The sequence below is a fragment of the Geodermatophilaceae bacterium NBWT11 genome (assembly GCA_014218215.1).
Taxonomy (GTDB): Bacteria; Actinomycetota; Actinomycetes; order Mycobacteriales; family Geodermatophilaceae; genus Klenkia.
The window spans coordinates 3,851,372-3,871,396 of sequence record CP043652.1 but is presented as its reverse complement, the minus strand read 5'-3'; the positions used below and the strand labels follow the sequence as shown (position 1 = coordinate 3,871,396).

Below are 20,025 nucleotides of genomic sequence, written 5' to 3'. Positions count from 1 at the left end.
GGCTCGTCGGTCACGGCGGCGCTCACGCCTGCGCCCCGGCGGGCTCGGGCTCGGCGGCGGTGACGGCGTCGGGCGGTTGGTAGGCCTGGACCAGCCGGGCGTACCCGGGCACCTGCGCCAGCAGCTCGGCGTGGCTGCCCCGGGCCACGAGCCGGCCCCGGTCGATCCAGACGACCTCGTCGGCCAGCGAGATCGTGGCCTGCCGGTAGGCGACGACGACCACGGTGGCCGGGCGGTCGGTGCTGCGCAGCGCATCCAGGATGCGGGCCTCGATGCTGGGGTCCACGGCGCTGGTGGCGTCGTCCATGACCAGCAGCCGGGGCCGGCGGACGACGGCCCGGGCCAGCGCGAGGCGCTGGCGCTGACCGCCGGACAGGCTGGCCCCGCGCTCGCCGACCTTGGTGTCCAGGCCCTCGGGCAGCTGGGCCACGAAGTCCTCGGCGGCGGCGGTGCGGAGAGCGGCGTGCACCTCGTCGTCGGTGAAGTCGGCGCCGAGGGTGACGTTGCCGCGGACGGTGTCGTCGAAGAGGAAGGTGCCCTGGGCGACGAACGCGGCCTGGGTGGCCACCTCGCCCTCGCGCAGGCTGCGCAGGTCGACGCCGTCGAGCAGCACGCTGCCGTCGTGCGGGTCGACCAGGCGCACCAGCAGCCCGGCCAGGGTGGACTTGCCCGACCCGGTGGGTCCGACGACGGCGATGGTCCTACCGGCCTGCACGTCGAAGGTGACCCCGTGCAGCACCTGGGTGGCGCGTCCCTCGGCGTCCACGTGCCCGAAGTCGACCGACCGGACGCCGACCCCGGCACCGGTGTCACCGCCGGCGGCGGCGTCCGGGCCGTGCGGGGTCTCACCCCGGGCCGACAGCACCGGGGCGACCCGGTCGAAGCCGGCCATCGCCCGCGGCAGGTCGGCCAGCACCCAGCCGATCGCCCGGATGGGCAAGGCGAGCAGGGTGAACAGGTAGGCGATGGAGACCAGGGCGCCGGCATCGGTGGCCCCGGCGGCGACCTGCTGGGCACCGATGAGCAGCACCGCGAGGGTGCCCAGGTTGGGCAGCGCCTCCATCATCGGGTCGAAGAGGCCCCGGACCCGGCCGACGGCGATCAGCCCGTCCCGCAGCTCGTCGGCGCTGCCGGCGAAGCGGCGGGTCTCCTCGGTCTCCCGGCCCAGGGTCTTGACGACCAGGGCGGCGTCGAAGGACTCGTGGGCGATCTCGGAGACCTCGGCGCGCAGCTGCTGCGCGCGCGCCATCCGCGGGCTCATGACCTGGGAGTAGACGGCGTTGGCGATGAACACCAGGGGGAAGACGACGAGCCCGACCAGGGCGAGCAGCGGGTCGGTGAGGAAGAGGGCGACCACGGTGATGACGACCATGACGATCGCCCCGCAGGCGAAGGGCAGCGGGGCGACGAAGAACCAGGCGGCCTCGACGTCGGAGTTGGCGTTGGACAGCAGCTGGCCGGTGGGGTGGCGCTGGTGCCAGGACAGCGGCAGCCGCAGGTACTGGCTGGTGACCCGGCGGCGGTAGTCGGCCTGCAGCCGGTAGGACATGATCCCGGCGAAGAGCCGCCGGCCGATGATGCCGACGATCTTGAGCACGGCGACCACGATGATCGCCAGCGCGGCCAGCCCGAGGGCGCCGGCGGTGACCGAGCCGCGCTCGAAGCTCGGGGTGATGAGCCGGTCGGTGATGCCGCCGATGACGAAGGCGCTGGCCACGGTCATCGCGCCGTAGAGGCTGCTGCCCAGGAAGGCGAGGGTGAAGATGCCGGGCTGCTCGCGGACGGCCAGGCCGACGTGGGCGAACCCGCGGCGCATGACCTTCTTCTGCTCGCGCTCGCTGCGCTGGGTGACGTTCTCGGGGTTCGTGTCGCGGGTGGAACGGGCGGAGCTGCTGCTGCGCGGGGGCACGCGTCTCCTCGGGTGGTGCTGCTGGGTGTCGGCTGAGCGTACCCGCGGTCGTTACCGGGGATAAGCGCTTTGCGGCCGCGGCGGACCTCTCGTTTCCGCAGCCGCGGGGGACGGTAGGACCAGCGGGTGACCGACTCGCCCAGCGCCTCCCTGTCCCAGACCGAGCGCACCGCGCTGGCCGACCTGCTGACCGAGCTGGGGCCCGACCGGCCGACCCGCTGCGAGGGCTGGCAGACCGGCGACCTGGCCGCGCACCTGGTCGTCCGCGACCGCCGCCCGGACACCGCCCCCGGGGCGGTCCTCGGCGGGCCGCTGGGGTGGTGGACCCGGCGGGTGCAGAGCCGGGTGCTGCTGGAGACCCCGTGGCCCGAGCTGGTGGAGAAGGTGCGCCAGGGCCCGCCCGCCTTCTTCCCCACCGCGCTGCCGGCGGTGGACGCCCTGGTCAACGGGGCGGAGATGGCCGTGCACCACGAGGACGTCCGCCGCGCCCAGCCCGGCTGGGAGCCGCGCGAGCTGCCCCGCGCCGCCCAGGACGCCCTGTGGAAGCAGGTGCCGCTGCTGGCCCGCGGCAAGGCGCGCGGCCTGGACGGGGGCCTGGAGCTGCGCCGCACCGACACCGGCGCCACCCGCACGCTGCGCTCGGGTCAGCCGCTGACCACGGTGGCCGGTGAGCCGTTGGAGCTGCTGCTGTGGGCCGGTGGCCGGGAGGACGTCGCCCGGGTGGAGACCACCCGCGGCTGACCCCGGGGTCTCAGCCGGGCAGCGGGTGGTCGGTCTCCCGCCGCACCGGCACGCCGGCCCCGCCGAGCGCGGCCTTGACGTCCCCGATCCGCATGTCGCCGAAGTGGAAGACGCTGGCGGCCAGCACCGCGTCGGCACCGGCGGCGACGGCGGGGGCGAAGTGCGCCACGGCACCCGCTCCCCCGCTGGCGATCACCGGCACGGTGACCTCGCGGCGGACGGCGCGGATCAGCTCGGTGTCGAAGCCCGCGCGGGTGCCGTCGGCGTCCATCGAGTTGAGCAGCACCTCGCCGACCCCGAGCCGGGCGGCCTCGACGACCCACTCCACGGCGTCCCGGCCGGTGCCCCGGCGGCCGCCGTGGGTGGTGATCTCGAAGCCGGAGTCGGTGACCGCGCCGTCCTGGCACCGCCGGGCGTCCAGGGACAGCACCAGCACCTGGTTGCCGTAGCGATCGGCGATCTCGGCGATCAGCTCGGGGCGGGCGACGGCCGCGGTGTTCACCGCGACCTTGTCCGCGCCGGCCCGCAGCAGCTTGTCCACGTCCTCCACGGCCCGCACCCCGCCGCCGACGGTGAGCGGGATGAACACGCTCTCCGCGGTGCGCCGGACGACGTCGTAGGTGGTCTCCCGGTCCCCGGAGGAGGCGGTGATGTCCAGGAACGTCAGCTCGTCGGCGCCCTCGGCGTCGTAGACCCGGGCCATCTCCACCGGGTCGCCGGCGTCGCGCAGGTCGACGAAGTTCACGCCCTTGACCACCCGGCCACCGTCGACGTCCAGGCACGGGATGACCCGCACGGCCAGGCTCACGCGCCCACCACCGCGTCGGCCTCGACCTCGACCAGCATCGCCGGGTCGATCAGGCCGGAGACCTCGACCATCGCGCTGGCCGGGCGGGCGGCGCCGAAGAACTCCCCGTGCACTCGTCCGACGGCCTCCCACTGCGCGATGTCGGTGACGTACACCCGGGTGCGGACGACGTCGGCCGCGGTCGCGCCGACGGACTCCAATGCGGCCACGACGTTCTGCAGCGCTTGCCGGGTCTGCGCCGCCGCGCCGCCGTCGACGACGACCCCGTCGCGGGTGCCGGTGGTGCCGCTGACGAAGACCTGCTGCCCCGCCCGGACGACGCGGCAGTAGCCGACGACGTCCTCCCAGGGCGCGCCCGAGCCCACCCGCTGCACCGTCACCCGGCGACCTCGACGGTCAGCGCGAGGGCCTCGGGGAGGGTGAACTGGCCGGCGTACAGCGCCTTGCCGACGATCGCACCCTCGACGCCGATGTCGGCCAGCCCGGCCAGCGCGCGGATGTCGGCCAGCGAGGAGACCCCGCCGGATGCGATCACCGGGCGGTCGGTGGCGGCGCAGACCTCGCGCAGCAGCTCCAGGTTCGGGCCCTTCAGGGTGCCGTCCTTGGTGATGTCGGTGACCACGTAGCGGGCACAGCCCTCGGCGTCCAGGCGGGCCAGGGTCTCGTAGAGCTCCCCGCCCTCGCGCGTCCAGCCGCGGGCGGCGAGCTTGGTGCCGCGCACGTCCAGGCCGACGGCGATCCGGTCGCCGTGCTCGGCGATCGCGGCGGCACACCACTCGGGGGACTCCAGCGCCGCGGTGCCCAGGTTGACCCGCCGGCAGCCGGTGGCCAGCGCCGCCTCCAGCGAGGCGTCGTCCCGGATGCCGCCGGAGAGCTCCACGTCCACGTCGAGCTCACCGACCACCCGGGCGAGCAGCTCACGGTTGGAGCCGCGGCCGAAGGCGGCGTCGAGGTCGACCAGGTGCACCCACTCGGCGCCGTCCCGCTGCCAGGTGCGCGCGGCCTCGAGCGGGTCGCCGTAGGAGGTCTCGCTGCCGGCCTCCCCCTGGACCAGACGGACGGCGAGGCCGTCGGCGACGTCGACGGCGGGGAGCAGCTGCAGCTTCGGCACGGGCCACAGCCTAGGAGGGCCCGACTGGCAGGCTCGCGGGGTGGAGTTCAGCGAGGTGGTCCGGCGCCGGCGGATGGTCCGGGACTACGACCCGGACCGTCCGGTGCCGCCCGAGGTGCGCGACCGGCTGCTCGAGCACGCGATCCGGGCCCCCAGCGCCGGGTTCAGCCAGGGCTGGGCGTTCCTGGTGCTGGAGACGGCGGCCGAACGCGCGGCCTTCTGGACGGCGACCACCGGCCCGGGCACCCCGGACGGCTGGCTGACCCGGATGCGCCGGGCGCCGCTGCTGGTCGTCCCGTTCAGCCACAAGGCGGCCTACCTGGACCGCTACGCCGAGCCCGACAAGGGCTGGACCGACCGGGACGAGAGCCGCTGGCCGGTCCCGTACTGGGACGTCGACACCGGGATGGCGTCGCTGATGATGCTGCTCACCGCCGTCGACGAGGGCCTGGGTGCCTGCTTCTTCGGCGTCCCCCCGGAGCGGGTCGACGCGCTGCGGGAGGCCTTCGGGGTGCCCGCCGACCACCGCCCGGTCGGGGTGCTGTCGATCGGGTACCCGGGCACCGAGGACCGCCGCTCGCCCTCGCTGCGCCGCGGACGACGAGGCACCGGGGAGGTCGTGCACCGCGGCCGGTGGTGAGACCTGGGCACACTCGGCGGGTGGCACTCGACGAGCAGGCCTCCCGCCTCCTCCCCCGGCGGGCCGGACGACGGTCCAACCTGGCGCTGCTGGCCCTGCTGCTGGTCGCCGGGGGCACCGGGGTGCTGGGCTTCGCCGTCGGCACACCGGTGGCCGGCCGGGTGATCGCGGTCGCGCACGGGGCCGCCGGGCTGGGCCTGCTCCTGCTGGTGCCGTGGAAGACCGTCGTCGTCCGCCGGGCCCGGCGTCGCCCCGCCGCCCGCCGGGCACCCAGCGCCGCGTACTGGCTCACCGGTCTCACCGCCGTCGTGCTGGTCTCCGGCGTGCTGCACGCCGCCGGGGCCGCCGGCATCTGGGCCACCTCGGGCACCCCGATCGCGGCGCTGCAGGTGCACGTCGGCGCCACCATCGGCCTGGTCGTGGTGCTGGTGGCCCACGTGTGGGGCCGCCGGCAGCGCCCCCGGGCGGTGGACGTGAACCGGCGGACGGTGCTCGCCACCGGGGCCCTGGCCGGTGGCTCGCTGGCGCTGTGGGGGCTCACCGAGGGCATCTGGAGGGCCACCGGCACCCCGGGCGCCGACCGCCGCGGCACCGGGTCGCTGGAGCGCGGCACCGACGACCCCACCGCCATGCCGGTCACCCAGTGGGCCAGCGACACCGTCCCGGAGACCACTGCCACCACCGTCGAGGTGGTCGCCGCGGCCGGTCGGGCCCGGGTCGCCGTCACCGACCTGGACCGCGGCGACGAGCTGCGCGCACTGCTGGACTGCACCGGCGGCTGGTACGCCGAGCAGGACTGGCGCGGGGTGCGGCTGGACCGGCTGCTCACCGAGCAGTTCGGGCCCACCGCGCTCACCGACCGGGCCCAGAGCATCGAGCTGGTCTCGGTGACCGGCTACCGCCGCCGGCTGCCGATCGCCGATGCCTCCCGGGTGCTGCTGGCCACCCACGCCGGCGGCGAGCCGCTGTCGGCCGGGCACGGCGCCCCGGTCCGGCTGGTCGCCCCCGACCGGCGCGGGGTGTGGTGGGTCAAGTGGGTCGCCCGGGTCGAGGTGCTGGACTCCCCCGCGTGGCTGCAGCCGCCGTTCCCGCTGCAGTAGCCCTCAGTCGACCCGGACGGTGGTGCCGACCACGAGCAGGTCCGAGGTGTGCGTGCCGGCCACGCCGACGTCGTCCGGGCGGGGCACGAAGCCGGGCAGGTCGGCCAGGCCGTCGCTGCCGTCCACGACCCGGACGTCGACCGGACCGTCACCGGTGACGATGAACGCCAGGTCGACGCCGTCGGCGGGCGGGGCGTGCACCGTGACGGTCAGCCGGCCCTCCCCCAGCACCTCGCCCGGCACCTCCCGGCCCTCCACCTCGGCGCCGGTCACGGTCACCCCGCGCACCTCGACCACGACCAGCCGGGCGTCGCGCCGGGGCTCCACCCGGACGGTCACGGTGTCGTCCTCCCGGGTCGCGGTGACCTCGGGTGCGGGCAGGTCGGCGGGCTCCGCGGGGCCGGTGCGGGCGCCCTCGGGCAGCACCGGGAAGACCTCGCTCAGCTCCACGGGGTCACCGTCCAGGTACTGCTGCGTCCAGTCGACCGGGGCGTCCTCGGTCGACACCCACCAGGCGTCGCCGGTGTCGGCGTCCAGGGCGTACATCAGCTGGGTGGGCACCGGGTGGTCGGCGTCGAACCGGTCGACCACCAGCCCGGTGCCGACCAGCGCCACGGCGAGCACCCCGGCGACGGCGGGCACCGGCCACGAGCCCCGCCCCTCGGCCGGGAACAGCAGCTCCAGCACCGGCAGCGCGGCCAGCCCGAGGAACACCGCGAACAGCGCCGGCGCCCCGCCGGTGGCCAGCCCCAGCGCGGGGAAGAAGAGCACCACGGTGGGCGCGAGCACCACCACGGCGACCGCCGCACCCACCAGGGCGGCCACCAGCCGGACGACCGGGGACCCGACCAGCACGGCCACCGTGCCGGTCACCGCGGCGACCAGGGCGGGCAGCGCGGCCAGGTAGGAGCCGCCCGGGGCGAAAGCGGCCAGCACCAGCCCGAGGACGGCGAGCCAGGCCAGGCCACCCACCGCCAGCGCCACCGCCCCCACCCGGCGACGCAGCAGGGCGTACCAGCCCAGCAGCACCAGGAGGACCAGCGCGACGACCCCCGCCCGGTACCAGCCCGGCTGCCACGGGTCGGTCATCCCGGCGTAGTCCGGGCGCACCAGCACCAGCAGCGCCCACAGGCCCTGGGCGGCGAGCGGGGCCAGCACCAGGGGCAGCAGCCCGGCGCCCAGCCCGGCCAGCAGCCGGGGCACCGTCGTCGTCCCCCGGTGGCGGGCGGCGACCGCCAGCCCGAGCACGGTCAGCGCGGCGAGCCCGGCCAGCGGCCAGACCGTCCAGCCCGGGAGCGTGACCAGCGCGCCCAGCACCGGGAAGTAGGTGGCGTCCGAGGCCGACGGAGTGCTCAGCCCCGCCAGGTCCGCTGCCCCCAGCGACCGGGTCAGTGCCAGGGCGTTGTCGCCCATCGCCTGCAGGCTGCCGCGGTCCATCCGGGACGGGGTGTCCTCCGGGGTGTGGTACGCCGCGGACCCGTCGATGTAGGCGGTGTTGAGCCCGGTGAAGCTGCCCGCGTCCAGGAACGGGGAGAAGTCGGTGTCGTTGGGCAGCAGCCGGTAGACCTCCACGGCGAAGCTGGTGGCCACCGGGTGCACGGCCGCGGCGGCGTAGGCCGCCGCCACCCCGGCGTTGCCCAGCGACGTCTCGAAGGTGACCGGCGGCCCGGACGTGCCGCGGGCCTCCAGGTTCAGCACCACGCCACCGTCCGCGGCCAGCTCGTCCTGGTCGACGAAGGCCTCGGCGCCGCAGAGGCAGGCCTCCTCGGCGTCGGTGAACACCACGACGACGTCGTTGCGCAGCTGCGGCCCGGCGGTCAGGGCCCGCAGCGTCTCCAGCACCGAGGACACCCCCGCGGCGTCGTCGTTGCCGCCGGGCCCGGTCTCCACCGAGTCGTGGTGGGCGACCAGGAACAGCCGGCCGGTGGGGTCGCTGCCCGGCAGCAGCCCGACGACGGTGCGCACCCGGGCGGCCTCGACCTCACCCGGCCCGCCCGGGTTCATCCCGATCGTGTCCTGCACCCGGGTCTCCAGACCCAGGCCGGTGAGGGTGTCCACCAGCCGCTCGCGCACCCGGTCGTTGGCCGCACTGCCGGTCACGTGCGTCTCGGCGGCGATCCACTGCACCTGCTCGTGGGCCCGCTCGGCGCTGAACACGTCGGCCGGGGCATCGGCGGCCACCGGCTCCGGGGGCTGGACGGCGAGCACCGCGAACCAGGGCAGGACGGCGACCAGCGCCAGGGCGAGCAGCCCGGTGGGACGGGATCCGAGCCGACCTGCGGGGCGCATGCGCGAGACCCTAGGAGAGCGTGGCCAGCCAGTTGGTCAGCAGCGCGGCCCCGGCGTCCCCGGACTTCTCGGGGTGGAACTGGGTGGCGCTGAGCGCGGCGTTCTCCACCCCGGCGACGAACCGGTCGCCGTGCTCGGCCCAGGTGACCGACGGCGGGGTGAGCGGCCCGGTGCCGGCGTGCTCGAGCGGGAACTCCCGCACGCCGTAGGAGTGCACGAAGTAGAAGCGCTGGTCCTGGATGCCGGCGAACAGCGTGGACCCGGCCGGGGCCTGCACGGTGTTCCAGCCCATGTGCGGCAGCACCGGGGCCTGCAGCGCCTCGACGGTGCCCGGCCACTCCCCGCAGCCCTCGGTGTCCTGGCCGTGCTCGACACCGCGCTCGAAGAGCACCTGCATGCCCACGCAGATGCCCAGCACCGGGCGGCCCCCGGCCAACCGCTTGCCGATCACCCGCGGACCCCCGACCGCGCGCAGCCCGGCCATGCAGGCCGCGTAGGCGCCCACCCCGGGGACGACGAGACCGTCGGCGGCCAGCGCGGCGTGCGGGTCGGCGGTGACCTCGACGTCGGCGCCCACCCGGGTCAGCGCACGTTCGGCGGAGCGGAGGTTGCCCGATCCGTAGTCCAGGACGACGACCTTCTTCACCCCGACCACGCTACCCAGCGATCAGTACCGCAGGACGCCCGAGGTGATGGCCAGCGCCGCGGCGAGGAGCAGGACCCCGACGAAGAACCACTGCGCGGGGGTGCGGCCCTTCTCCGGGTCGTCGGCCCGGAAGATCGACCAGGCGCCACCGAGCAGGAAGCAGCCGATGACGATCAGCCCGGAGGCGAACCCCACCTAGAGGGCGCCCTTCGTGGAGGGGATGCCGGTGATCCGCGGGTCCAGCGCCACGGCCGCACGCAGCGCCCGGGCCAGGGCCTTGAACTGGCACTCCACGATGTGGTGGGCGTCCCGGCCGGCGTAGAGCACCCGCACGTGCAGCGCGATCCGGGCGTGGAAGGCGAAGCTCTCCAGCACGTGCCGGGTCAGCGACGTCGGGTAGTCCGGGCCGATCATCGGGGTCATGTCGGCGGGCTCGGCGTGCACGAAGTACGGCCGGCCCGACAGGTCGACCGCGGCCTGCACCAGCACCTCGTCCATCGGGATCGTGGCGTCGCCGTAGCGGGTGATCCCGCGCTTGTCGCCCAGGGCCTCGGCGAACGCCTGGCCCAGCGCGATCGCGACGTCCTCGACGGTGTGGTGGGCGTCGATGTGCAGGTCGCCGTCGGCGCGCACGGTGAGGTCGATGCCGCTGTGCTTGGACAGCGAGGTCAGCATGTGGTCGTAGAAGCCGACACCGGTGGCGATGTCGGCCGCCCCCGTGCCGTCCAGGTCGACCTCGACCGTCAGGGTCGTCTCCGACGTCGTGCGCTCCACCCGAGCCGTGCGGTTCATGCCGGTGATCCTCCCCCAGGCGCCCGGGTGACCCCGACCACCTCACCCAGGACGGTGAGGAACGCGTCGGTCTCCTCGGCCGTGCCGGCGGTGACCCGCAGCCAGCCGGGCAGGCCGACGTCGCGCACCAGCACCCCGCGGTCGAGCATCGCCTGCCACACCGACGGGGCGTCGTCGAAGCCGCCGAAGAGCACGAAGTTGGCGTCGCTGGGCACGCTGGTCAGCCCCAGGCCGGGCAGCGCGTCGACGATCCTGTCCCGCTCGTGCTTGACCGCGTCCACGGTGGCCAGCAGCTCGTCGGTGTGCGCCAGCGCCGCCCGCGCGGCGGCCTGGGTGAGGCTGGACAGGTGGTAGGGCAGCCGCACCAGCTGCAGCGCGTCGACCACGGCCGGGTCGGCGACCAGGTAGCCCAGGCGCAGCCCGGCCATCCCGAACGCCTTGCTCATCGTCCGGCTGACCACCAGCCGCGGACGGCCGGCCAGCAGGCTCAGCGCCGACGGGGTGCCGGGGCGGGCGAACTCGGCGTAGGCCTCGTCGACGACCAGCACCCCGTCGGTCGCCTCGTACAGCGCGGTGATCGTCGCGAGGTCGACCGCCGTCCCGGTCGGGTTGTTCGGGCTGGTCACGAAGACGACGTCGGGGCGCACCTCGCGCACCTGCGCGACCGCCCGCTCGGGGTCGATGGTGAAGTCCGCCCGCCGGTGTCCGTCGACCCAGGCGCCGCCGGTCGAGGCGGTGATGATCGGGTGCATCGAGTAGGACGGCGTGAAGCCCAGCGCGGTGCGGCCGGCGCCGCCGAAGGTCTGCAGCACCTGCTGCAGCACCTCGTTGGAGCCGTTGGCCGCCCACACCTGCGGCACCGCGACCTGCTCCCCGGAGACCCGGGTCAGGTAGCCGGCGAGGTCCGTGCGCAACGCGATGGCGTCCCGGTCGGGGTAGCGGTTGAGCTCCAGCGCCGCCGCGCCGAGGGCCGCGCCGAGGTCGGCGAGCAGCCCGTCGGGCAGCGGGTGCGGGTTCTCGTTGGTGTTCAGCCGGTGCTGCGCCGGCACCTGCGGGGCGCCGTAGGGGGACTTCCCCCGCAGCTCCGGACGCAGCGGCAGGTCGTCCAGGGACGTCACTTCTGCCGCACCGCCACCGCAGCCGCGTGGGCGGGCAGGTCCTCGGCGTGGGCGAGCACGTCGACGTGCCGGGCGACGTCGGCCAGCGCGGCCTCGTCGTAGTCGATGAGGTGGATGCCGCGCAGGAAGGTCTGCACGCTCAGCCCGCTGGAGTGCCGGGCGCACCCGCCGGTGGGCAGCACGTGGTTGGAGCCGGCCGCGTAGTCACCCAGCGACACCGGTGACCACGGACCGACGAAGACCGCACCGGCGTTGCGCACCCGCATGGCCACCGCGCGGGCGTCCCGGGTCTGGATCTCCAGGTGCTCGGCGGCGTAGGCGTCGACCACGGCCAGACCGGCGTCGAGGTCGTCGACCAGCACGATGCCGGACTGGCTGCCGCCCAGGGCGGTGGTGATCCGGTCGGAGTGCTTGGTGGCCGCGACCTGTTCGGGCACGAGCGCCAGGACGGCGTCGGCGAGCTCCTCGCTGGTGGTGACCAGCACGGCACCGGCCAGCGGGTCGTGCTCGGCCTGGCTGATCAGGTCCGCCGCCACGTGCACCGGGTCGGCGGTGTCGTCGGCGAGCACGGCGACCTCGGTGGGGCCGGCCTCGCTGTCGATGCCGATCAGCCCGCGCAACAGCCGCTTGGCCGCCGTCACGTAGACGTTGCCCGGACCGGTGACCAGGTCGACCGGCTCGCAGGACCCGGCGCCGTAGCCGAAGACGGCGATCGCCTGGGCACCGCCCACGGCGTAGACCTCGGTGACGCCCAGCAGCGCGCACGCGGCGAGCACGCCCGGGTCGGGCAGCCCGCCGTTGTCCCGCTGGGGCGGGGTGGCCACGGCGATGGACTCGACCCCGGCGATCTGGGCGGGCACCACGTTCATGACCACGCTGGACAGCAGGGGCGCCAGACCGCCGGGCACGTACAGGCCGACCCGGCGGACCGGGACCCACCGCTCGGTGACGGTGCCGCCGGGCACGACCTGGGTGGTGACGTCGGTGCGGCGCTGGTCGGCGTGCACCTTCCGGACGCGGGAGACCGCCTCCTCGAGTGCCTCGCGCAGAGCCGGGTCGCAGCTGGCCAGTGCCTCGTCGAGGGCGGACTGCGGGACGGCGAAGTCCTCGGCGTCCACGCCGTCGAAGCGCAGGGTGATCTCGCGGACCGCCTGGGCGCCGCGGAGCCGGACGTCCTCGCAGACCGGGCGCACGGTGGCCAGCACGCTCTCGATGTCGGTGGCCGCCCGGGGCAGCAGCCCGGTCAGCTCGCGGACGCCGGGCAGGGGGGCGTCGCGCAGGTCGATGCGGGCGAGCACGGGGCACCTCCGGGAGGACGGTCGGGGAACGCCCCCAGGATAGGTGCGCGCGCCGACCGCACCGCAGCCCCCGATGTGGCGCCCACCCGTAGGGTCACCGTCGTGGGCGAGCTGATCCCGTTGTTCCCGTTGGGGAGCCCGCTGTTCCCCGGCGTCGTGCTGCCCCTGCAGATCTTCGAGCCGCGCTACCGGCGGCTGGTCTCCGACCTCGTCGACCGGCCCGACGGTGCTGGTCCGCGCTCCTTCGGCGTGGTCGCCATCCGCCAGGGCTGGGAGGTCGAGCGGGTCTCCCCCGCCGAGGCGCTCTTCGACGTCGGCTGCACCGCGGTGGTCCGGGCCGTCACCCCGCAGGCCGACGGCGGCTACCGGATCGTCACCGTCGGGGCCGACCGGTTCCGGCTGCTCGACGTGGTCGTCGGTGACGACCCGCCCTACCTGCAGGCCGAGGTCGAGTGGCTGGGCGAGGAGGAGGCGGCCGAGGAGGCCGCCGGCAACGCCGACGGGCTCACCGAGGGCGCCGACGAGGTGCTGTCCTCGGTGGCCCGCGGGTCGCTGGGCCTGCTGGTGCGCAGCGTCTCGGACCTGTTCGCCCGCTACGTCACCGAGGTGGCGGCGCTGCGCGGCGGGTTGGACGCCGACGACGAGGAGGACGCCGAGCTGCTCGCCGACCTCGGTCTGGACGAACCCGGTGACCCCGGTGGCGACGGCGAGGCCGCAGCCCTGCTGCGTCAGGTCGGGGACGACGCGCGCGGGTTGTCCTACCTGGTGGCCTCGGCGGCGCTGCTGACCACCGAGGACCGGCAGTCGCTGCTTGCGGAGTCCGCGACCCGGCGCCGGCTGGCCGCGGAGTCCCGGCTGCTCCGTCGGGAGCTCACCCTGCTGCGCGAGCTGGGCGCCGTGCCGGTGCCCCTGCAGCAGTTCGCGGGCCCGCTCACCCCCAATTGAAGGACCTCGTCCCTCCCCACGCTTTGCACGCTCAGCGCGGGCCCCTGGGACGAGGCCGGGGGCCGGGGTCAGGGGGCTGACAGCTCCTGGTGTGGGCCCACGGTGGTGTCGGCGCGGCCGAGGTCGTCGCGGCTGGTGAGCACGGTGGCGACCAGGTAGACGAAGACGGCGACGAACGGGCCGACGGCCAGCGCCGCGAGGGCACCGAGGTCCAGGGCGGTGGTGACCTGCGTGCCCGGGGTGGACAGCTGCTCCTGGCTGGGGCCCCGGCCCAGCAGCGCGCCGAGCTGCCAGGTGACCAGCGAGGCCAGCAGCATGCCGACCGCGGTGGCGGCCAGGGTGACGACGCCGCGGCGGGACCGCAGGGCCCAGGCGGCCAGCCCGGCGACGAGCCCGAGCCCGGCCAGCAGCAGGACGTAGACCCCGTCGTCGCTCATGAACAGCTCGGGGGAGACCAGTCCCCCGCCGACGACCTCGACCGAGCCCTGGGTGTCGGTGACCCGGAAGTCTGCCCGGGGCGCCAGCCACACCCACAGCCCGCCGGTGACCAGGCCGGCGAGCCCGAGGACCACGGCCAGCAGCACGCCGCTGCGCAGATCGGTCCGGCTGCCGTGCAGCCCGGGCACCCCGGCGGGCACCGCCGCGGGGCGCGGGTCCGGCGGGGAGCTCTCCGCGCCGGGATCGAAGAGCGTCACAGCAGGGCCACGCTGGTCGGGCCGAGCAGCGCCTTGATGTCGCCCATCAGCGCAGTGCTGGGGCGCACCCGCAGGCCCTGGTCCAGCCGGAGCACCGTCTCCCGCTGGCCGTTGATCAGCTTGAGCTGCACCTCGGTGGTGCCCGGGTGGCTGCCGAGCACCTCGCGGAGGCGTTCGACCACCGGCGGGGTGCACCGGGTGGCCGGCATCGAGACCAGCACCGGGCCGCGCGGGCCCTCGGTGAGCTCGGGCACGGTCACCTCGGAGCCGAACAGCGACGGGGTGTCGTCCCGCCGGGAGATCCGGCCCTTGACCGCGACGATCTGGTCGCGGGCGACCTTGTCCTGCACCTCGGCCCACGTCTTGGGGAAGAACAGCACCTCGATGCCGGCCTCGAGGTCCTCGATGGTGGCGATCGCCCAGGGCGCGCCCTGCTTGTTGGTGCGCGGGGAGACGGAGGTGAGGATGCCGGCGACGGTCACGTTGGCGCCGTCCTCCACCCCGCCGGAGAGGATCTCGGCCAGCGAGGTGTCGGCGTGGCTGGTGAGCACGTGCTCCACCCCGTGCAGCGGGTGGTCGGAGACGTAGAGGCCGAGCATGTCGCGCTCGAAGACCAGCCGCTCGGACTTCGACCAGTCCACGGTGGGGATGGCGATGTCCATGGCGGCGGCCAGCGGGTCGTCGGCACCGAGGTCCTCCCCGCCACCGAACAGGTCGAACTGGCCCTCGGCCTCACGGCGCTTGAGACCCATCGCCGAGTCCACCGCCTGGACGTGGATGGCGGCGATGCCCTGCCGGGAGTGGCCCATGGAGTCGAAGGCGCCGGCCTTGGCCAGGGACTCGATGACCTTCTTGTTGCAGGCCACGGTGTCGATCTTGCGCATGAAGTCGGCGAAGTCGCGGAAGGCGCCCTTCTCCTCCCGGGCCCGGCGGATCGAGTCCACGACGTTGTGCCCGACGTTGCGCACCGAGGCCAGCCCGAACCGGACGTCGTTGCCGACGGCGGTGAAGTCCCAGGAGGACTCGTTGACGTCGGGCGGGAGCACCTTGATGCCCATCCGGCGGCACTCGGCCAGGTAGACCGGTCGACGGTCCTTGTCGTCGCCGACGCTGGTGAGCAGGCCGGCCATGTACTCGGCCGGGTAGTTGGCCTTGAGGTAGGCCGTCCAGTAGGAGACCAGCCCGTAGGCCGCCGAGTGGGCCTTGTTGAAGGCGTAGTCGGCGAAGGGCACCAGGATGTCCCACAGCGTCTTCACCGCGGCCGCGGAGTAGCCGTTGGCCTTCATCCCGGCCTCGAAGCCGACGTACTCGGCGTCCAGCACGGACTTCTTCTTCTTGCCCATCGCCCGGCGCAGCAGGTCCGCGGTGCCCAGGGAGTACCCGGCGACCTTCTGCGCGATGGCCATGACCTGCTCCTGGTAGACGATCAGGCCGTAGGTCTGGCCGAGGATCTCCTCCAGGGACTCCGCGAGCTCCGGGTGGATCGGGACGATCTCCTGCTGGCCGTTCTTGCGCAGCGCGTAGTTGGTGTGCGAGTTGGCGCCCATCGGGCCCGGTCGGTAGAGCGCACCGACGGCGGAGATGTCCTCGAAGTTGTCCGGGCGCATGAGGCGCAGCAGCGCGCGCATCGGACCGCCGTCGAACTGGAAGACCCCCAGGGTGTCGCCCCGGGCCAGCAGCGCGTAGGTCTCGGGGTCGGTGAGGTCCTTGCTGATCTCGTCGAGGTCGACCGGGGCCTTGCCGTTGGTGACGATGTTGCGCAGCGCGTCGTCGATGACGGTGAGGTTGCGCAGGCCCAGGAAGTCCATCTTGAGCAGCCCGAGCGTCTCGCAGGTCGGGTAGTCGAACTGGGTGATGACCGCGCCGTCGGACTCCCGGCGCATGATCGGCACGCTGTCGATCAGCGGGAAGCGGCCGATGATGACCCCGGCGGCGTGCACGCCCCACTGGCGCTTGAGCCCCTCGAGCTTGCGGGCCTGGTCGACGACCTCGGCGGCACCGGGGTCGGACTCGTAGCGGGCCCGGAACTCCGAGGCCTCCTTGTAGCGGGGGTGGGCCGGGTCGAAGATCCCCGACAGCGGGATGTCCTTGCCCATGACGCCCGGGGGCATCAGCTTGGTGAGCTCGTCACCGACGGAGTAGGGCCGGTCGAGCACCCGGGCGGCGTCCTTGATCGCGGCCTTGGCCTTGATCGTGCCGTAGGTGACGATCTGGCTGACCCGCTCCTCGCCGTACTTGTCCGAGACGTAGCGGATCACCTCACCGCGCCGGCGCTCGTCGAAGTCGATGTCGACGTCGGGCATGGAGACGCGCTCGGGGTTGAGGAAGCGCTCGAAGATCAGCCCGTGCGCCAGCGGGTCGAGGTCGGTGATGCCCATCGCGTAGGCGGCCAGCGACCCGGCGGCCGAGCCACGGCCCGGGCCGACCCGGATGCCCTGGTCCTTGGCCCAGTTGATGAAGTCGGCGACCACGAGGAAGTACCCCGGGAAGCCCATCTGGACGATGATCCCGACCTCGTAGTCGGCCTGCTTGCGCACGTGGTCGGGGATGGTGCCGCCTGGCCAGCGCTTGTGCAGCCCGCGCTCGACCTCCTTGACGAACCAGGAGGTCTCGTCCTCCCCGTCGGGCAGCGGGAAGCGCGGCATGAGGTCGGCGCCCTCGGTGAAGGTGACCTCGCACTGCTCGGCCACCAGCAGCGTGTTGTCGCAGGCCTCGGGGTGCTCGGAGAACAGCGCCCGCATCTCCGCGGCGGTCTTGAGGTAGTAGCCGTCGCCGTTGAACTTGAAGCGGTTGGGCTCGTTGAGCCGCGACCCGGTCTGGATGCACAGCAGGGCGTCGTGGGCCTCGCTGTCCTCCTGGTGGGTGTAGTGCAGGTCGTTGGTGCCCAGCAGCGGGATGCCGAGGTCCTTGGCGATCTCCAGCAGCGCGGGCTTGGTGCGCTTCTCGATGGACAGCCCGTGGTCCATGACCTCGGCGTAGAAGTTGTCCTTCCCGAAGATGTCCTGGAAGTCCGCCGCGGCCTGCCGGGCCCGCTCGACCTTGCCCGCGCGCAGCCACATGTTGACCTCGCCCGACGGGCAGCCGGTGGTGGCGATGAGGCCCTTGCCGAACCGCTCCAGCAGGTCGCGGTCGAAGCGCGGCTTGCGGTACTGGCCCTCCAGGCTGGCCAGCGAGGACAGCCGGAACAGGTTGTGCATGCCCTCGGTGGTGCGGGCCAGCAGGGTCATGTGGGTGTAGGCGGCCTTGCCCTTGGACGAGGCCCCCTCGCCGTCCTCGTCGGTGACCACGCCGAACTCGAACGGGGCGCGGTCGAACCGGGACCCGGGCGTGTAGTAGCCCTCCATGCCGATGATCGGCTTGACCCCGGCGGCGGTGGACTGCTTGTAGAAGTCGTAGGCGCCGAAAACGTTGCCGTGGTCGGTCATCGCCAGCGCCGGCATCCCCTGCGCGGCCGCCGCCTTGGTCAGCTCCGGCAGCTTCGCCGCCCCGTCGAGCATCGAGTACTCGGTGTGCACGTGCAGGTGCACGAAGTTCTCGGACTGGGCGGTGCTGCTGCTCACGGTGCGGTGTGCTCCTCACGGGTCGCGCCGGCCCTGCCGCCGGCACGCGGGGGGCGTGCGGGCAGGGTCGACGGGTGGTTCTCATGACCGGCGGGGAAGGCCGTCCAACGGGTTCGCTCGCGCGGTGACCGGTCTCCCGATCCTCGCACCCCCGGAGGTCTACGCCGAGGGTCTGACAGAACGTGTCGAGGTGGCTGTGACCACTCCGTCACACCAGTTGCCGGCGCATCGTGACGTGCTCGATGCCGGCCTCGGTGTAGACCCCGCCGACCGGCTCGTAGCCGGCCCGCTCGTAGAACCGGCGGGCCGTCAGCTGGGCGTGCAGCTCGACCTCGGTGAACCCCCGGCCGACCGCCTCGGCGTGCAGCACCTCGAGCACGGCGGCCCCGTGGCCCCGGCCCCGGACCGAGCGGTCGGCGGCCATCCGCCCGATCACCGCCCGCCCGTCGCGCTCGATCAGCCGACCCACCGCGACCACCGTCCCGGCGTCGTCCCGGGCGAGGGCGTGCACGGCGGAGGCGTCGGCGGCGTCGGACTCCAGCTCGGCCGGCACGCCCTGCTCGAGGACGAAGACCCGGTGCCGCAGCGCCGCGACCTCGGGCCAGTCGTCGCGACCGGCGACCCGGGCGCTCACCGCGCCGTCCGGACGGCGGGCAGGGCGGTGGCCGGGACCAGCAGGAACCGCAGGTCGATCACCGCGTGCAGCAGCACCGGGAGGAGCAACGAGCCGGTCTGCAGGTAGAGCGCGGCGAGCACGCCGCCGAGCACGCCGGTGGTCAGCACCCCCGAGACGCCCTGGTAGGCGTGCGCCAGGCCGAACGCCACCGCCGCGACGACGACCAGCACCCCGGTGGGCAGCCCGGGGGCCAGCGCGGCGACGACGGCCAGGAAGAAGCCGCGGTACAGCCACTCCTCGCACACCCCGGCGGTGACCCCGACGAGGGCGAACAGCCGCCGTTCCGGACCGGTGCGGGGCAGCAGGGCGACGGTGGACTGCACCGGGGGCTCGCTGTGCCGGCCCTCCCCCGGCCGGGGCCCGCTGGGCCCGGTCTGCGCCAGCACACCGGCCCGCAGCGCGCGGGTGGACACCACCACGAAGGCCACCAGGAGCAGGCAGGCGGCGGCGGTCAGCAGCCCGGGCCAGGCCTGGGGCCAGCGCAGCCCCAGCTGGCCGGCGTCGACGTCCGGGCTGGCCAGGAAGACCACGAACACCAGCGCCGCCAGCCCCCACTCCAGGACGAGCAGGCGGCGGTAGAACGAGCGGCGGGCGCCGCCGTCGGCGCGCATCCGGTGCTCGAAGCGGCGGTGCAGCACGTGCCCGACGAAGGGCTCCCCGACGACGAGGTACCCGGCGATGACGACCGCGGCCAGCTGGGCCGGGCCGAAGTCGGCGAGGGTGTCGGGCAGACCGGTCACGGGCGGGACAGTGCGCTCAGGCCTCGTCGCGGAGGCGGCCCAGCGCGCCGGCGAGGTCGTCGGGGTAGGTGCTGGTGAACTCGACCCACCGGCCGTCGGCGGGGTGGGCGAAGCCCAGCCGCATCGCGTGCAGCCACTGCCGGGAGACCCCGAGCCGGGCGGCCAGCGTGGGGTCGGCGCCGTAGGCCATGTCGCCGACCAGCGGGTGGCGCATGGCGGAGAAGTGGACCCGGATCTGGTGGGTGCGACCGGTCTCGAGCTTGACCGAGACCAGCGAGGCGGCCGCGAAGGCCTCCTGGGTGTCGTAGTGGGTGACCGAGGGCCGCCCGGTGCTGACCACGGCGAAGCGCCAGTCGTGCTTGGGGTGCCGGTCGATGGGGGCGTCGATGGTGCCGCGGCTGGGGTCGGGGTGGCCCTGCACCAGGGCGTGGTAGCCCTTGTCCACGGTGCGCTCCTTGAACGCGGCCTTGAGCAGGGTGTAGGCCCGTTCGCTCTTGGCGACCACCATCAGCCCGGTCGTGGCGGCGTCCAGGCGGTGCACGATCCCGCGACGCTCCTCGGCCCCGCTGGTGGAGATCCGGTAGCCGGCGGCGGCGAGGCCGCCGACGACGGTGGGGCCCTCCCACCCGGGGCTGCCGTGCGCGGCGACCCCGACGGGCTTGTCGACGACCACGATGTCGTCGTCGTCGTGCACGACGGTCATGCCCACGACGGGCTGCGGCGCGGCGGGCTCCCCCGGCGGCGGGGGCAGCTCGACCTCGAGCCAGCTGCCGGCGACGAGCCGGTCGCCCTTGCCCTTCACCCGGCCGTCGACCAGCACGGAACCGGCGTCGGCGAGGTCGGCGGCGGCGGTGCGGGTGAGCCCGAACAACCGGGTCAGCGCCTGGTCGACCCGGGAGCCCTCCAGGCCGTCGGGCACCGGGAGCTCACGGTGCAGGCTGGCGGTCACCGGCCCAT

18 protein-coding genes are annotated in these 20,025 nt (G+C 74.4%); 4 read left to right on the top strand and 14 right to left on the bottom strand.

Features of this window, described 5'->3' with window-relative positions:
• Window positions 1-22: 22 nt before the first annotated feature.
• Window positions 23-1,816 carry an ABC transporter ATP-binding protein gene (locus tag F1C76_18805; GenBank protein ID QNG39369.1) on the bottom strand — a complete coding sequence of 598 codons (1,794 nt, stop codon included), beginning with the start codon at window positions 1,814-1,816 and terminating at the stop codon, window positions 23-25.
• 219 nt (window positions 1,817-2,035) lie between these two features.
• Between F1C76_18805 and F1C76_18800 the strand changes: the two genes are divergently transcribed.
• Complete coding sequence (locus F1C76_18800) at window positions 2,036-2,650, top strand: TIGR03085 family protein (GenBank protein QNG38345.1); 615 nt, start codon at window positions 2,036-2,038, stop codon at window positions 2,648-2,650.
• A 10-nt stretch (window positions 2,651-2,660) separates the two neighbouring features.
• Here F1C76_18800 and hisF read toward each other — a convergent pair whose 3' ends face one another.
• The 3 genes from hisF to priA are packed head-to-tail and all read right to left on the bottom strand — an operon-like array spanning window position 2,661 to window position 4,569.
• Entirely contained in the window at window positions 2,661-3,458 is a 798-nt protein-coding gene (gene hisF, locus F1C76_18795; GenBank protein ID QNG38344.1) for an imidazole glycerol phosphate synthase subunit HisF, read from the bottom strand.
• Window positions 3,455-3,838 (bottom strand): RidA family protein, encoded by a 384-nt coding sequence (locus F1C76_18790; protein ID QNG38343.1) that lies wholly within the window; start codon window positions 3,836-3,838, stop codon window positions 3,455-3,457. Before F1C76_18790 ends, hisF begins: the two co-directional genes overlap by 4 nt.
• Window positions 3,835-4,569 (bottom strand): bifunctional 1-(5-phosphoribosyl)-5-((5-phosphoribosylamino)methylideneamino)imidazole-4-carboxamide isomerase/phosphoribosylanthranilate isomerase PriA, encoded by a 735-nt coding sequence (gene priA / locus F1C76_18785; GenBank protein QNG38342.1) that lies wholly within the window; start codon window positions 4,567-4,569, stop codon window positions 3,835-3,837. The genes F1C76_18790 and priA overlap by 4 nt, the downstream gene beginning before the upstream one ends.
• Window positions 4,570-4,609: 40 nt before the next feature.
• Between priA and F1C76_18780 the strand changes: the two genes are divergently transcribed.
• Window positions 4,610-5,209, top strand: a complete 600-nt coding sequence (locus F1C76_18780) for a nitroreductase family protein (protein ID QNG38341.1) — start codon at window positions 4,610-4,612, stop codon at window positions 5,207-5,209.
• A 20-nt stretch (window positions 5,210-5,229) separates the two neighbouring features.
• Window positions 5,230-6,309: a molybdopterin-dependent oxidoreductase gene (locus tag F1C76_18775; protein QNG38340.1), complete on the top strand. Its 1,080-nt coding sequence runs from the start codon at window positions 5,230-5,232 to the stop codon at window positions 6,307-6,309.
• A gap of 3 nt (window positions 6,310-6,312) precedes the next feature.
• Here F1C76_18775 and F1C76_18770 read toward each other — a convergent pair whose 3' ends face one another.
• The 5 genes from F1C76_18770 to hisD form a co-directional block, all read right to left on the bottom strand.
• The gene (locus F1C76_18770; protein QNG38339.1) at window positions 6,313-8,598 is read right to left on the bottom strand and encodes a M28 family peptidase; all 2,286 of its coding nucleotides are present in this window, start codon (window positions 8,596-8,598) and stop codon (window positions 6,313-6,315) included.
• 10 nt (window positions 8,599-8,608) lie between these two features.
• The gene (gene hisH, locus F1C76_18765; GenBank protein QNG38338.1) at window positions 8,609-9,244 is read right to left on the bottom strand and encodes an imidazole glycerol phosphate synthase subunit HisH; all 636 of its coding nucleotides are present in this window, start codon (window positions 9,242-9,244) and stop codon (window positions 8,609-8,611) included.
• 195 nt (window positions 9,245-9,439) lie between these two features.
• Window positions 9,440-10,036, bottom strand: coding sequence for an imidazoleglycerol-phosphate dehydratase HisB (hisB, locus tag F1C76_18760; protein QNG38337.1), 597 nt, complete (start codon window positions 10,034-10,036; stop codon window positions 9,440-9,442).
• Window positions 10,033-11,154, bottom strand: coding sequence for a histidinol-phosphate transaminase (locus tag F1C76_18755; GenBank protein ID QNG38336.1), 1,122 nt, complete (start codon window positions 11,152-11,154; stop codon window positions 10,033-10,035). Before F1C76_18755 ends, hisB begins: the two co-directional genes overlap by 4 nt.
• A complete protein-coding gene (hisD, locus tag F1C76_18750) occupies window positions 11,151-12,452 on the bottom strand; it encodes a histidinol dehydrogenase (GenBank protein ID QNG38335.1) in 1,302 nt (433 codons plus the stop codon). The genes F1C76_18755 and hisD overlap by 4 nt, the downstream gene beginning before the upstream one ends.
• A 102-nt stretch (window positions 12,453-12,554) precedes the next feature.
• Between hisD and F1C76_18745 the strand changes: the two genes are divergently transcribed.
• Window positions 12,555-13,397, top strand: a complete 843-nt coding sequence (locus tag F1C76_18745) for a peptidase S16 (protein QNG38334.1) — start codon at window positions 12,555-12,557, stop codon at window positions 13,395-13,397.
• Window positions 13,398-13,465: 68 nt separating this feature from the next.
• Here F1C76_18745 and F1C76_18740 read toward each other — a convergent pair whose 3' ends face one another.
• The 5 genes from F1C76_18740 to F1C76_18720 all read right to left on the bottom strand — a co-directional run bounded on the left by F1C76_18740 (window position 13,466) and on the right by F1C76_18720 (window position 20,005).
• Window positions 13,466-14,092 (bottom strand): DUF2567 domain-containing protein, encoded by a 627-nt coding sequence (locus F1C76_18740; protein ID QNG38333.1) that lies wholly within the window; start codon window positions 14,090-14,092, stop codon window positions 13,466-13,468.
• Entirely contained in the window at window positions 14,089-17,619 is a 3,531-nt protein-coding gene (gene dnaE, locus F1C76_18735) for a DNA polymerase III subunit alpha (protein ID QNG39368.1), read from the bottom strand. Before dnaE ends, F1C76_18740 begins: the two co-directional genes overlap by 4 nt.
• A gap of 241 nt (window positions 17,620-17,860) precedes the next feature.
• Entirely contained in the window at window positions 17,861-18,286 is a 426-nt protein-coding gene (locus tag F1C76_18730; GenBank protein ID QNG38332.1) for a GNAT family N-acetyltransferase, read from the bottom strand.
• Window positions 18,283-19,068, bottom strand: a complete 786-nt coding sequence (locus F1C76_18725) for a CPBP family intramembrane metalloprotease (protein QNG38331.1) — start codon at window positions 19,066-19,068, stop codon at window positions 18,283-18,285. Before F1C76_18725 ends, F1C76_18730 begins: the two co-directional genes overlap by 4 nt.
• Before the next feature lie 16 nt (window positions 19,069-19,084).
• On the bottom strand, window positions 19,085-20,005 hold the full coding sequence (locus F1C76_18720; GenBank protein QNG39367.1) for an RluA family pseudouridine synthase: 921 nt from the start codon (window positions 20,003-20,005) through the stop codon (window positions 19,085-19,087).
• Between the last annotated feature and the right edge of the window lie 20 nt (window positions 20,006-20,025).